At 55.8% G+C, this 12,731-nt stretch carries 11 protein-coding genes; 4 read left to right on the plus strand and 7 right to left on the minus strand.

The features are described from left to right. Positions 1-24: 24 nt before the first annotated feature. From recG to ACFPDR_RS08885, 3 genes are all read right to left on the minus strand, one after another. Positions 25-2,106 (minus strand): ATP-dependent DNA helicase RecG, encoded by a 2,082-nt coding sequence (gene recG / locus ACFPDR_RS08875; protein WP_060185065.1) that lies wholly within the window; start codon positions 2,104-2,106, stop codon positions 25-27. 12 nt (positions 2,107-2,118) lie between these two features. Further along, entirely contained in the window at positions 2,119-2,505 is a 387-nt protein-coding gene (locus tag ACFPDR_RS08880; protein ID WP_026482586.1) for a Rid family detoxifying hydrolase, read from the minus strand. Between the two features lie 73 nt (positions 2,506-2,578). Then, positions 2,579-3,355: a ferredoxin--NADP reductase gene (locus tag ACFPDR_RS08885; protein WP_042480593.1), complete on the minus strand. Its 777-nt coding sequence runs from the start codon at positions 3,353-3,355 to the stop codon at positions 2,579-2,581. Positions 3,356-3,663: 308 nt separating this feature from the next. On the opposite strand from ACFPDR_RS08885, the gene ACFPDR_RS08890 reads away from it, so the two are divergent. From ACFPDR_RS08890 to ACFPDR_RS08900, 3 genes are all read left to right on the plus strand, one after another. Further along, complete coding sequence (locus tag ACFPDR_RS08890) at positions 3,664-4,707, plus strand: Fe(3+) ABC transporter substrate-binding protein (RefSeq protein ID WP_009453937.1); 1,044 nt, start codon at positions 3,664-3,666, stop codon at positions 4,705-4,707. A 94-nt stretch (positions 4,708-4,801) separates the two neighbouring features. Further along, positions 4,802-6,466: an ABC transporter permease gene (locus tag ACFPDR_RS08895; protein WP_060185063.1), complete on the plus strand. Its 1,665-nt coding sequence runs from the start codon at positions 4,802-4,804 to the stop codon at positions 6,464-6,466. Continuing rightward, the gene (locus tag ACFPDR_RS08900; protein ID WP_060185062.1) at positions 6,463-7,245 is read left to right on the plus strand and encodes an ABC transporter ATP-binding protein; all 783 of its coding nucleotides are present in this window, start codon (positions 6,463-6,465) and stop codon (positions 7,243-7,245) included. Before ACFPDR_RS08895 ends, ACFPDR_RS08900 begins: the two co-directional genes overlap by 4 nt. A 95-nt stretch (positions 7,246-7,340) precedes the next feature. Here the strand turns inward: ACFPDR_RS08900 and ACFPDR_RS08905 are convergent, their stop codons facing one another. Further along, positions 7,341-8,102: a MauE/DoxX family redox-associated membrane protein gene (locus ACFPDR_RS08905; protein WP_376911017.1), complete on the minus strand. Its 762-nt coding sequence runs from the start codon at positions 8,100-8,102 to the stop codon at positions 7,341-7,343. A 127-nt stretch (positions 8,103-8,229) separates the two neighbouring features. Next, positions 8,230-9,423, minus strand: coding sequence for an MFS transporter (locus ACFPDR_RS08910; protein WP_376911018.1), 1,194 nt, complete (start codon positions 9,421-9,423; stop codon positions 8,230-8,232). Positions 9,424-9,525: 102 nt separating this feature from the next. Between ACFPDR_RS08910 and ACFPDR_RS08915 the strand changes: the two genes are divergently transcribed. Further along, entirely contained in the window at positions 9,526-10,455 is a 930-nt protein-coding gene (locus ACFPDR_RS08915; RefSeq protein ID WP_060185059.1) for a LysR family transcriptional regulator, read from the plus strand. A 56-nt stretch (positions 10,456-10,511) separates the two neighbouring features. Here ACFPDR_RS08915 and ACFPDR_RS08920 read toward each other — a convergent pair whose 3' ends face one another. Next, on the minus strand, positions 10,512-10,970 hold the full coding sequence (locus ACFPDR_RS08920; protein WP_060185058.1) for a GNAT family N-acetyltransferase: 459 nt from the start codon (positions 10,968-10,970) through the stop codon (positions 10,512-10,514). Between the two features lie 123 nt (positions 10,971-11,093). Beyond that, the gene (gene glnA, locus ACFPDR_RS08925; protein WP_021446603.1) at positions 11,094-12,506 is read right to left on the minus strand and encodes a type I glutamate--ammonia ligase; all 1,413 of its coding nucleotides are present in this window, start codon (positions 12,504-12,506) and stop codon (positions 11,094-11,096) included. Between the last annotated feature and the right edge of the window lie 225 nt (positions 12,507-12,731).

Raw genomic sequence — 12,731 nt, forward strand, 5'->3', positions numbered from 1 at the left:
GCAAAACAGCATTAAGACCTTGGGTTAACTACGGAGTAATTCTTCCCGGCCCTTCATCCAGCGCTGTAAATGGTGGTGAGCGTGGTCTGGATAATCACGGCGAAAGGTGCTGGCCAATGTTTGGGCCTGCTCGATCAAATCTTCATCGGACTCCAGGCTGGCAAAACGCAAGCCTGCCTGCCCGGATTGGCGCATGCCCATGAACTCGCCCGGGCCGCGTTGTTCCAGGTCGCGGCGGGCAATTTCAAAGCCATCGGTGGTTTCATACATGGCGCGCAAACGCAGGCGGGCAATGGCCGACAACGGTGCCTGGTAAAGCAAGACGCAAACGGATTGAATCTGTCCCCGCCCTACCCGGCCGCGTAGTTGGTGCAGTTGGGCCAGGCCGAAGCGCTCGGCGTGTTCAATAATCATTAAAGAAGCATTGGGTACGTCTACACCGACTTCAATCACGGTGGTTGCGACCAGCACGTCCAGATTGCCGCTACGGAACGCTTCCATGACGTCCGCTTTTTCCGTTGAGGACAAGCGGCCATGAATCAGGCCTACCCGCAAGGGGGCCAAGGCTTGTTCCAGAGCCGCATGGGTATCGACGGCGGTTTGCAATTGCAGGGCTTCACTTTCCTCGACCAAGGGGCAGACCCAATAGGCTTGTCTACCTTGGGCAACTTCAGCCCGGACGCGCGCCATGATTTCATCACGGCGATTATCGGCGGCCAGCTTGGTAATGATGGGACTGCGGCCTGGGGGCAACTCGTCGATCGCGGAAACATCCAGATCGGCAAAAAAAGCCATGGCCAAGGTACGTGGGATGGGCGTGGCACTCATATTGAGTTGATGCGGCAAGTAGGCTTGCCCTTTCTTGTCCTGCGCATCCCCTTTGCGGTTCAGTTCCAGACGCTGGCCAACACCAAAGCGGTGTTGTTCATCCAGAATCACCAAGCCCAATTGCTGGAACTGCACATTGTCCTGAATCAGGGCCTGGGTGCCGATGGCCAGTCTGGCTTGTCCGGAGCTGATGGCCTCATAAGCCAGACGTTTAGCTTTGACGCCCAAGCTGCCGCTTAACCAGGCCAGTTCGACGCCTAAAGGCTCCAGCCAGGCGCGCATTTTCAGATAGTGCTGCTCGGCCAGAATTTCAGTCGGTGCCATCAAGGCCACCTGAAAACCGCTGGCAATGGCTTGCACGGCGGCAATGGCCGACACAATGGTTTTGCCGCTGCCTACATCTCCCTGCAACAGCCGGTGCATGGGATACGAACGCTTCATGTCCGCGCTGATTTCCTTGACGCAGCGTTTCTGAGCGGCCGTTAACTTGAAGGGCAACGAAGCCAGCAAGGCTTTAGCCAGGTCACTATTGCCTTCACGCATAGGCTTGGCACGTTGAGCCTGACGCGCAGCACGAGCCTGCGCCAGGGACAATTGCTGCGCTAGCAATTCATCAAACTTGATGCGGCTCCAGGCCGGATGGCCGTGTTCGAACAAATCGTCGTAGCTGAGCTCGGGCGGTGGGTAATGCAACAGCCGGATAGCCTCGTTAAACGGCATCAGGCCATATTCGCTACGAACTTCTTCAGGCAGGGTGTCGCGCAGGTCTGCATTATTGAGCGCATCGGCAATGGCTTTGCGCAGCTGTACCTGGCTCAAGCCATCAGTCGTGGGGTAAACAGGGGTCAAGGCGCGGGCCAGGGGTTGGCCGGCTTTGGTGACTTTGGGGTGCACCATTTCCAGGCCATGAAAGCCCTGGCGCACTTCGCCGCGTACTCGCAGGGGCAAATCCCCTTGCAGCTGCTTGAGCTGGCTGGGATAAAAGTGCAGCCAGCGCAAGGCCAGCTCGCCACTTTCGTCGGCAATACGGGCATGGAGCTGCGCACGGGGACGAGCCTGAACATCCGTACTAAGAATACGCCCTTCAATTTGCGCCATCTTGCCAGGGTAGAGATGGGCGATGGGCTCGACCTGAGTCTCGTCCTCGTAGCGCAAAGGAAGATGGACCACGAAGTCGGCAGGCTCTCGTAGGCCGAGCTTTTCAAACTTCTGGTCCAGACTGAGCGCCTTGCGCGGCGCAGCCCGTTTGGCCTGAGGCGCAGGCCGACCTGCGGTCATGGCAATACGTCTTTAGAAATTGAGGATAGCCTCGACCTCGAACTGAGCGCCTTTGGGCAAGCTGGCCACACCGATGGTGGAGCGTGCGGGGAAAGGCTGGGGAATCAGTTCGGCCATGATGGCGTTGGCGCTGGCAAAACGGGACAGATCTGTCAAAAACAAAGTCAGTTTGACGATGTCGCTCAGGTTGGCGCCAGCTTCTTTGACCACAGCTTCCAGGTTGGCAAATGCCTGACGTACCTGACCTTCAAAATTTTCAGATACCAGTTCGCCTGTGGCAGGCTCCAGACCGATTTGGCCAGACAGAAATACTGTCTTGCCGCCCGAAGCAATAATGGCCTGAGAGTATGGGCCTACGGCAGCCGGAGCGGCATCGGTGAAGACAACTTGCTTAGTCATAAGAAACCTCTGATGAGTGTTGTACTATCAGAGTTTAAGCGCCTATAGCTAAAATTAACAGATCTTGGCGTGATTATTTTTCCACGAAGGCGCGTTCAATCACGTAGTCACCGGGTTGACCTACACCGGGCGACACTTCAAAACCGCGTTTATCGAGCATGGCGCTGATATCGGCCAGCATGGCGGGGCTGCCGCACAACATGGCGCGATCCTGAGCGGGATCCAGTTGAGGAATGCCCAGGTCTTCGCACAGCTTGCCGGTCTCGATCAGGTCGGTAATGCGGCCGGTATTGCGGAACTCTTCGCGGGTGACAGTGGGGTAATACAGCAGTTTTTCGCGTACCACTTCACCAAAGTATTCGTTCTGCGGCAATTCATTCTGGATGAAATCCGAGTACGCCAGTTCGCTGACAAAACGCACGCCATGAACCAGTACCACCTTTTCAAAACGCTCGTAGGTGTCGGGGTCCTTGATGATGCTCATGAACGGAGCCAGACCGGTGCCAGTGCCAAACAGGAACAGGTTGCGGCCTGCGCGCAGGTCGTCAATTACCAGCGTACCAACGGGTTTGCGGCTGACCAGAATGGTGTCGCCTTCTTTCAGGTGTTGCAGGCGCGAGGTCAATGGACCGTCCTGTACCTTGATGCTGAGAAACTCCAGATTTTCTTCGTAGTTGGCGCTGGCGATACTGTAAGCGCGCATCAGCGGCTTGCCATCGACTTCCAGACCGATCATTACAAAGTGCCCATTATGAAAACGCAGGGCGGCGTCGCGGGTGGTGGTAAATGAGAACAGGGTGTCGTTCCAGTGGTGGACGCTGAGCACTTGTTCGGTATTGAAAGCTGCCATGTTAGTTGTCGTATAGAGGGGCAACATTGCCCGGATCAGTAAGCAAATATTTGTCCATTGTACCGAGTTCCCCAGGTAAATCCATGCTCATTCAGCAATACGATTTGATCGCAATCAGGACTTACCATTAAGTTCCATGAGCCGCCATTCTCCTGCTTTGGCACAGACAGTACGGCGATTTCCAGCCTGGAAACGGGCCTACATTCAAATAGCTCTTGCCTAGTTCCTGCATACGTTTGATAATCATTCACATTTTCTGGCTTACAGCCGATTTTTACGCTATTTACGCCTGTTTTGGAGTGTTGATAATGCGCTTTACTCTTCGTAGCCGTGCCCTGACCCAAGCTTTGCTTCTGTCCGCTATGGGCACTATGTCGATGGCGGCTTTTGCTTCTGGCGAAGTCAACCTCTACACCACTCGCGAACCTGGCCTGATTACTCCCCTGCTGGAAACCTTCAGCAAAGACACAGGCGTGAAGGTCAATACCGTGTTTGTGAAAGATGGCCTGATCGAGCGCGTGAAAACCGAAGGCGACAAGTCCCCTGCCGACATTCTGATGACGGTGGACATCGGTAATCTGCTGGATCTGGTGGAAGCCGGAATTACTCAGCCCGTTGAGTCCGCCACTCTGGACGGCGCCATTCCCGCCAATTTGCGCGGTGCCGACAAACAGTGGTACTCCCTGTCCTTGCGCGATCGCGTGGCCTATGTGGCTAAAGACGTGGATGTAAAGAGCATTCACTACGAAGATTTCGCCGATCCTAAATGGAAAGGCAAGGTGTGTATTCGCTCCGGCCAGCACCCCTATAACACAGCCTTGGTGGCTGCCATGATTGCGCATAATGGTGCAGAAGCGACGGAACAATGGCTGCGTGGCGTGAAAGACAACCTGGGCCGCAAGGCTGCCGGTGGTGACCGTGACGTAGCGCGCGACATTCTGGGCGGCATTTGTGATGTGGGTATTGCCAACGCCTACTACGTGGGCCGCATGAAAAACGCCGAGCCTGGTAGCGATGCCTACAAATGGGGCGAAGCCATCAATGTGGTGCGTCCAACCTTTGCTGATACCAAGGGCGGTGGCACACACGTGAATATTTCCGGTGCCGCTGTGGCCAAGCACGCTCCTAATAAGGACAACGCTGTCAAACTGCTGGAGTACCTGGTTTCCGAGAAAGCCCAGAGCCTGTATGCCAAGGCCAACTACGAATACCCCGTGCGCGCCGGTGTTGAGCTGGACCCCGTGGTGGCCAGCTTCGGCCCCATGACGATTGATCCTTTGCCATTGACTGAAATCGCCAAACATCGCAAACAAGCCAGCGAGCTGGTAGATAAAGTTGGCTTCGACAACTAAAATCGCCCTACTCTTTTTCTACGACCGCCAGCTTTGAGAAATCAGAGCGGCGGTCGTCGCGCATTTAAGCGCCTGTAATACCTAGCCTTTCATAATGCCCTTTTTTCGTCGTCTGCCCTCTTGGTCCCTGGCTGCCGCTGTGATTGCCCTGATCGTGGCAGCGCCTGTGATTACCCTGCTGACCCACGCCTTAGGCGGTTCGACTGAGCACTGGTCGCATTTGTTCCAGTTCGTTCTGCCTCAAGCCATGAGCAATACCTTGCTGCTGCTCCTGGGAGTCGGCGTGGTGGTGAGCTGTCTGGGAGTGGGGTCGGCCTGGCTGATTACCGCCTACGAGTTTCCCGGGCGACGGGTCTTGCAATGGGCTTTGTTGCTGCCGCTGGCAGTGCCGACCTATATCGTGGCCTTTGCGTATCTGGATTTGCTGCATCCGATTGGCCCGATTCAGTCTGCCATTCGCTACGTCTTGGGCTATAGCAGCCCGCGTGAATTCCGTTTGCCAGATCTGCGCTCCTTGGGTGGCGCAATTTTTCTGCTGGGTTCGGTGCTCTACCCCTATGTATACCTGAGCACGCGCGCCATGTTTGCGACACAATCGGCCAGCTTGCTGGAGGCTGCCCGCATTATGGGTGAATCGGGCCGTAGCGTATTTTTCCGGGTCGTGTTGCCTATGGCCCGCCCCGCGATTGCAGTGGGTGTCAGCCTGGCTTTGCTGGAAACCCTGAACGATATTGGTGCTTCCGAGTTTCTGGGCGTGCAGACCCTGACGGTGTCTATTTACACCACCTGGGTGACGCGCTCGGATTTGGCGGGTGCCGCGCAAATTGCTGTTTCCATGCTCTGTCTGGTGGCGGCGTTGATCAGCATCGAGCGTTATGGTCGCCGCCGCCAAGCCTATTCCAGTAATCAGCGTTCCGAACCCATTCGACCTACCCGGTTGAAAGGCTCCGCTGCCTGTATCGCCATTGCTTTGGGTGTAGCGCCCGTGCTGGTGGGCTTTGTGGCCCCATCCCTGTATTTGTTGAATGAGACCATCAAGCATGTGAGCTTGGCGGGCGGTGTGTCGGCGCAATTGCTGAGCAGCGCCTGGAACACCTTGTATATCGCAGCGCTGGCCACTATCGCGACCCTATCTTGTGGCTTGGTCGTCGCCTGGGCTGCTCGGGCAGTACGTTCGGGACGCAAACCGCGTCTGGCCCGTTTTCTGGCAGGTGTCAGCAGTCTGGGATACGCCATTCCGGGAACCGTATTGGCGATTGGGCTGTTGACGCCCCTCGTCATGTTTGACTCTTTCTACAATCAAGTCATGTCCTGGTTTGGTGTTTCGGCGACGGGTTTGTTGTTGATGGGTTCAACGCTGGCTTTGGTGTTGGCCTATACCCTACGCTTTCTGGCGATCTCGGTTGGCGGTATTGAAGCCGGGCTGGCTCGAATCCCGGCATCGCTGGAGCAGGCTTCCCGTTTATTGGGTGAAACCCCGGTGGGGACGCTGAAACGTGTGCACTTGCCCTTGCTGCGCCCCGCCATGGGCGCGGCTGCTTTGCTGATTTTTGTTGATGCCATGAAGGAGCTGCCTGCGACCTTGTTGCTGCGTCCGATGAATTTCGAGACCCTGGCAACCTGGCTGTATGCGGAAGCGGCTCGTGGGACTTATGAGGAAGGCGCGGTTGCCGCCTTGGCCATTGTGCTGGCCGGTTTGATCCCCGTTATTTTATTGGCACGTACTCAATTGATGGCCTCTGGCCCACGCGCATCATGAACGATTTTCTGGATTTGCAGGCGATTACTCTGTCCTACGAAACGTCTGAAGGTTTTCGGCCGGTTGTTGACCAGCTCAGCCTGCATTTGCCCCAAGGGGAAATCGGCTGTCTGCTGGGGGCCTCGGGCTGTGGCAAGACCACGGTCTTGCGGGCCATTGCCGGTTTCGAGCCTTTGCGTGCCGGACATATTCTGTTGAATGGCCATGTCTTGTCGGCTGTGTCTCAGCAAGTGCCGCCGGAAGACCGCCATGTGGGTATGATGTTCCAGGATTACGCCCTCTTTCCTCACCTGACGGTAGAAAAAAACGTGGCCTTTGGTCTGCGCAAATGGGATAAAGCCCAGCGTCAGGCCCGAGTACTGGAAATGCTGGAACTGGTCGATCTGTCCCGTTTGGCGCAGCGCTATCCGCATGAATTGTCGGGCGGCCAGCAGCAGCGCGTGGCTTTGGCACGCGCCTTGGCTCCCAAACCCTCTCTGCTGTTGCTGGATGAACCGTTTTCCAATCTGGATGTGGATACCCGCGAGCGCTTGGCGTTTGAGGTGCGCGACATTCTGAAAAGCGCAGGCATTACCGCGATTCTGGTCACCCACAATCAGGCTGAAGCCTTTGCGATTGCCGATCGTATTGGTGTGATGCAGGCTGGCAAGATCATCCAGTGGGATACGCCTTACAGCCTGCACCATCGTCCTGTGAATGACTTTGTGGCGGACTTCATCCGCCGCGAAGCCATCATGGCGCAACGGGCCCAGGCCTTTTTGCGTGGCGAGCCTGCGTAGTAGTTGCAAGTACGGCAGCTCTAGTGTGCCCCATGCTGCCATATTGGACTGGTAGCTCTCGCTTTCTTCCGGGTGGACGGTGAACTGAGTGTCCTCTAAGCGCTGATGATGGATGGCTTGATCAGCATCCAGACCGCCATCGCTACCATCATCAGGTTTTCAGTCAGAGAGACAAAGCCCAAGGGCACCTTGCTGTCGCCACCTACGCAGGCGCATTTCAGTTCGCGCTTGTCGATATAGACCGCCTTGAACACTGACCAGGCACCGATGCTGCCAATAAATAAGGCGATGGGCACAGACAGCCACACTAGGGCACCGGCCAGCATCAACACGCCGGCCACTGCTTCTCCAAAGGGGTACAGATAGGCGTAGCGCACCCATCGTTGGGCCAGCAAGTCGTAGTTCAGGAACATGGTGGCAAAGCCGTCCACATCTTTGAGCTTCTGCACGGCCAGCAAACACATGGCAATGGCAATAAACCATTCCAGCGCCTGGAGCAGGACAATCTGTCCGAATGCCGCCCAAGAAACAGCTAGCGCCATCAAGCCAGCCATCACAAACAAGGCGATCACGGGCGTGTAGCTGACGGCATCCTTGTCCTTGACCTTCCCACCGAAATACTCGACCAGTTCGTCATAGCCCCCTATCCGTTTTCCATTGATAAAGGTCTGGGGGGTTGTGCTGACTTGATGCTTGGCCTTGAAAGCGTCAATCTCTTCGCGATTCCTGAGCCAGTGATCGTCCAGCTCGTAGCCTTTACGTTTGAGCAGTGCGCGTGCCTTAAGTCCGAAGGGACAGATATGTTCTGCCGTCACCATGCGGTAAAGCGCGGCGCGTTTGGCGGTGTGTGTAGCCATATGCGACTCCTTTGACGTGATGCTGTTTGTCGGAAGCCCTCCCCTGACCGCTCATGCAAGCGTTTATCTGACACCCTAAACCAGGTGTCAGGAAGTGTGAGTAAGCAGGTGTAGTGATTTAGTAGTGTTAGTGATCGATTGTTTTTGCCTGATCGTAAGGTCTCAGGGGCTGGGTGGCAGCACATCGCATGAAAATGGGCAGAACAAGGGCAACAAACGCTGTCAGGAGCAGCAAGACATGAAGGTCTGGCACGGATATATCCAGAGTGCGGAGCAGTAGGGACGGAATAGCCAGAGCAATAAAGCTGCCGATGTGGTTGCCTGTGGTTTGCAAAGCCATGAAGCGGCCCCGCTGAGCTTGAGTGGGGTAGCTGGTACTGCGGGCGCTGGCGCAGACTAGACGGGTGTAGCTGCCCGTCATGAACAGGATCATGAATACGTGAGCTGTTCCCCGCCCCAGGGCCAGCATGATCAAGGACAAGAGCAAGATCAATGTGCCCAGATCAGAGATACGGGTCTCGCCCCATTTTTTGATGCCCGTAGCGGACAGGCGGGAGGCGATCAAGGCGGCGACACCGCCTAACATGAAGACCACAGGCATTTGCTGTGCTTGAGTGTCGTAACGCAGCGCCAAAATGGGGATCAGGACCGGGATCAGTAATAGTGAGCCTGCCTGCGCAATAGCCGGCAGGCTTAGCCAGCGCCAGGCCTCTTTACCTAGAGCCAGTGGTGAGGGTTGCGCTGCAACGAAAGGGTTGGAAGGCAGATAGCGATGAGCAATTGCGACGGCAAGCAGGCAGAGCACGGCCAGAGTCATCAAGGCGATACGCCAGCCCAGTTCTACGGCGATGAACAAGGTGACGGGCATTCCGGCGATACTGACCAAGGCAAAGGCGCTGACCACAATGGCAATCGCGTCGGTACGCTGCTCGGCATTCATGCCATGCAGCAGTAAAGTCGTTGCGGCGCTCATCAAAAAACCACCTAGCAAACCAGCTCCCAGACGCAGCAAGATAAATAGCCCGAATTCGGAGCTGATGGCCCCCAAAGCGGTTAATACGGCCAAGAGAATCAGTGCCAGGAGCAGTAAAGGCTTTAGTGCCGCGCGGTGCATCCAGCGTGCAGCCAGGACGCCCGATAAAGCGGCGCCGCCCATATAGGCGGAAGCGGCATAGCCGGCGTAGGTGGCAGGAACATCAAAGTCCACTGCCATCCAGACAAACAAAGGCGTCAAGGCCATGAATTCCAGAGCATGAACAAACTGGATAAAAGACACGGCACGGGCACGCAGCCGGGGACGAAACACTTCAGAATCAGACATGATGATACGCATAAAGAAAGAGGCCTCTAGCCTAATTCTTCGCGGTTTTGATATGTAGTCTCTATAATTCGAATATTAAATTATCAAAACCGGGATAATTCCATGGCTCCTCAGCTGAATTTGAATGCCTTGCGGGTTTTTATCCAGGTAGCCGAAAGTGGCAGTTTTACGGCTGCAGCTCAGGTGCTGGATTTGCCGACCTCCAATGTCAGCCGTTATGTGGCGCAACTGGAGCGGCAGATTGGTCAGCGCTTGCTGGAGCGCAGTTCCCGGCAACTGCGTTTGACCAGTGTGGGCCAGGGCTTGTTTGATACCGTTCAGCCCTGGTGGGGAGCCTTAAAGCAGGCTGAACAGGATTTGCTGGATCAACGCACCCGTTTGTCGGGACGCTTGCGGATTTGTATTCCATCCGAGGTGGGGCCGTTTCTATTGGCGGGTGTCCTGGCAGATTTTGCGGCCCAGCATCCGGATCTGGAACTGCATTGTCAAACCAACCTGGAAGGCCCTGGTGTGCTGGCGCAGGATTTTGACCTGGCCTTATTGATGTGTCGGGGTGCTCTGCCAGACAGCAGTCTGGTGGTGCAGGAATTGTGTTCTTTTGATTGCCAGGTCGTGGCGGCACCTGCCTTGATCGAGCAATACGGTATGCCCAGCAGCCTGGAAGAGTTGGAACAGTTGCCCTGCATTACGACCGATACGGCTTTGGATGGCCAAGCCTGGCAGTTTGTCTTGCCCGATGGTCGCTTTCAAATTTTGAACGTCCCCAGCCGCTTTCGTGTGAATAGCGGTTTGCTGGCGGGAGCTGGCGCCGTCAAAGGGCTGGGTTTTGCGATTCTGGTGCGGCAGGGATGTGAGAAAGAAATCGCCCAAGGGCGTCTGATTGCCGTTCCCCTGCCCTTGCCGCCTGCCCCTTTGCGTCTGGTACTGGCGTATACGCATCGACGACACTTGTCGAACTCGGCACGTGCCTTGATTGAGTATCTGAAGGCCCAAGCTGATATCGGCACCTTGCCTGGATTAAACACCCATTAACTTGGGGGCCTTGTAGGGTTTGAGCTTGAGTCGTCGTTGCAGCAACCGACGCTATATCAAGCAATGACGGCTGCTTTGACCATATCAATATGAGGAATGCCGTCCTCGTCGTAGATCTGGCCCACAGGCTCAAAACCTAAAGAGCCGTAGAACTTCTGCAAATGCGCCTGTGCGCCAATGCGTATGCCTGCGCCAGGATAGTGGGCTTCCGTAAAGCGGATCGCTTCAGCCACTAGCGCGTAGCCGATTTTCAGGCTACGGAACTTGGCCAAGGTCAGGACACGGCCAATGGAAGGCTCATCATATTTCAAGCCCGGTTCGACAACGCGAGCATAAGCAGCCAGCTCGCCGTCCTTGAGCACGGACAAATGCCAGGAATCCAGGTCCAGGCCGTCCACGTCTTGGTAGGCACACTCCTGCTCCACCACAAACACCGCCTCGCGAGCCTGGATGATTGTGTACATTTCCCGCGTGGACAGATCGTCCAACCGTTTCCATTGAAAAACCAGGTCCATCTTTACTTCCATGACGATAAGGTTTGGGTGACTGCGTATGGTAATCGTCCGAGGGCAGAATAAAAAGAGCGGCCCGAAAGCCGCTCTTTTTGATCGTACTGGCCAAAACCAGTGCCTTCGATCTTACAGGCTGTAGTACATGTCGAATTCGACCGGGTGCGGAACCATACGCAGACGGGTGATTTCGGCTTGTTTCAGCTCGATGAAGGCGTCCAGCATTTCATTGCTGAACACACCGCCACGGGTCAGGAATTCGCGATCTTTGTCCAGGGACTCGATCGCCTGTTCCAGCGACACGCAAACGGTTGGGATTTTTGCATCTTCTTCGGGTGGCAGATCGTACAAGTTCTTGTCGGCTGCATCGCCGGGGTGAATCTTGTTCTGCACACCGTCCAGACCGGCCATCATCAGGGCCGAGAAGGCCAGGTATGGGTTGGCCATTGGATCGGGGAAGCGGGCTTCCACACGACGCGCCTTGGGGTTGCTGACGTAAGGAATGCGGATCGAGGCCGAGCGGTTACGGGCGGAGTACGCCAGTTTCACTGGGGCTTCAAAGTGCGGAACCAGACGCTTGTAGGAGTTGGTCGTGGGGTTGGTGATGGCGTTCAGGGCACGGGCGTGCTTGATGATGCCGCCAATGTAGAACAGCGCGAACTCGGACAGACCAGCGTACTCGTTACCGGCAAACAGGTTCTGGCCGTCTTTCCAGATGGACTGGTGCACGTGCATGCCGGAACCGTTGTCGCCGACCACGGGCTTGGGCATGAATGTCGCCGTTTTGCCATAAACGTGAGCCACGTTATGGATGGTGTACTTCATGATCTGGTTCCAGTCCGCACGCTCGACCAGAGTCGAGAAGCGCGTACCGATTTCCAGCTGGCCGGGAGCGGCCACTTCGTGGTGGTGGATTTCAACAGGAACGCCCTGCTGTTCCAGCAGCAAACACATTTCAGCGCGCAGATCGGCAAAGGAGTCTGTAGGCGAAACAGGAACGTAGCCGCCTTTGACGCCAGGACGGTGACCCAGGTTATTGCCATTGAGTTCCAGACCACGCGACCAGGGAGCTTCTTCAGAGCGAATCTTCACGAAGCTGCCCGACATGTCGTCGTTCCAGGTAATACCGTCGAACACGAAGAATTCCGGCTCGGGACCAAAGTACGCGGTATCGCCCAAACCGCTGGAGCGCAGGTAGGCTTCAGCACGCTTGGCCAGCGAACGTGGGTCGCGGTCGTAACCTTTCAGATCGGAAGGCTCGACCACATCGCAGGTCAGAATCAGGGTGGGCTCTTCACGGAACGGGTCCATACGGGCGGTTTTGGCGTCCGGGATGAGCAACATGTCCGAGGCTTCGATTCCTTTCCAGCCAGGCAAGGAAGAGCCGTCAAAGGCGACACCAGACTCAAAGCGATCCTCGTCCACCGCGTGTGCGGGGGTGGTCAAGTGGTGCTCACGGCCCAGGGTATCGGTAAAGCGGAAATCGACAAACGTGATTTCGCGTTCGGCGATGATCTTCAGAACATCTTCGGGGGAGGACATGGTTACTCCAGCGTCAATGACGTTAACAAAAAGTGAGGAGGAGTGGCGCGGATCATTGTGTAACCCACTACGGCAGGTCTTAATTACGTTTATCGGGATTGCCGCTGAATCTGATCCAAACAGCGCAATACCGATAAAGTAGTTATGGCATAGGACTTACCAGAAATTAATTGTAGAGCAATTGTGCAGATGCACAATAAAAAATGTCTTAAATAAACAATTAAA

The sequence above is a fragment of the Alcaligenes sp. GCM10023179 genome (assembly GCF_042653705.1).
Classification (GTDB): domain Bacteria; phylum Pseudomonadota; class Gammaproteobacteria; order Burkholderiales; family Burkholderiaceae_B; genus Alcaligenes; species Alcaligenes phenolicus.

What these genes read in the sequence shown, in the direction of transcription:
- ACFPDR_RS08880 (WP_026482586.1), bottom strand. Translation starts at nt 2,505, where the DNA reads ATGACTAAGCAAGTTGTCTTCACCGATGCCGCTCCGGCTGCCGTAGGC.
- ACFPDR_RS08890 (WP_009453937.1), top strand. Translation starts at nt 3,664, where the DNA reads ATGCGCTTTACTCTTCGTAGCCGTGCCCTGACCCAAGCTTTGCTTCTG.
- ACFPDR_RS08885 (WP_042480593.1), bottom strand. Translation starts at nt 3,355, where the DNA reads ATGGCAGCTTTCAATACCGAACAAGTGCTCAGCGTCCACCACTGGAAC.
- ACFPDR_RS08915 (WP_060185059.1), top strand. Translation starts at nt 9,526, where the DNA reads ATGGCTCCTCAGCTGAATTTGAATGCCTTGCGGGTTTTTATCCAGGTA.
- ACFPDR_RS08900 (WP_060185062.1), top strand. Translation starts at nt 6,463, where the DNA reads ATGAACGATTTTCTGGATTTGCAGGCGATTACTCTGTCCTACGAAACG.
- ACFPDR_RS08905 (WP_376911017.1), bottom strand. Translation starts at nt 8,102, where the DNA reads ATGGCTACACACACCGCCAAACGCGCCGCGCTTTACCGCATGGTGACG.
- ACFPDR_RS08895 (WP_060185063.1), top strand. Translation starts at nt 4,802, where the DNA reads ATGCCCTTTTTTCGTCGTCTGCCCTCTTGGTCCCTGGCTGCCGCTGTG.
- glnA (WP_021446603.1), bottom strand. Translation starts at nt 12,506, where the DNA reads ATGTCCTCCCCCGAAGATGTTCTGAAGATCATCGCCGAACGCGAAATC.
- ACFPDR_RS08920 (WP_060185058.1), bottom strand. Translation starts at nt 10,970, where the DNA reads ATGGACCTGGTTTTTCAATGGAAACGGTTGGACGATCTGTCCACGCGG.
- recG (WP_060185065.1), bottom strand. Translation starts at nt 2,106, where the DNA reads ATGACCGCAGGTCGGCCTGCGCCTCAGGCCAAACGGGCTGCGCCGCGC.
- ACFPDR_RS08910 (WP_376911018.1), bottom strand. Translation starts at nt 9,423, where the DNA reads ATGTCTGATTCTGAAGTGTTTCGTCCCCGGCTGCGTGCCCGTGCCGTG.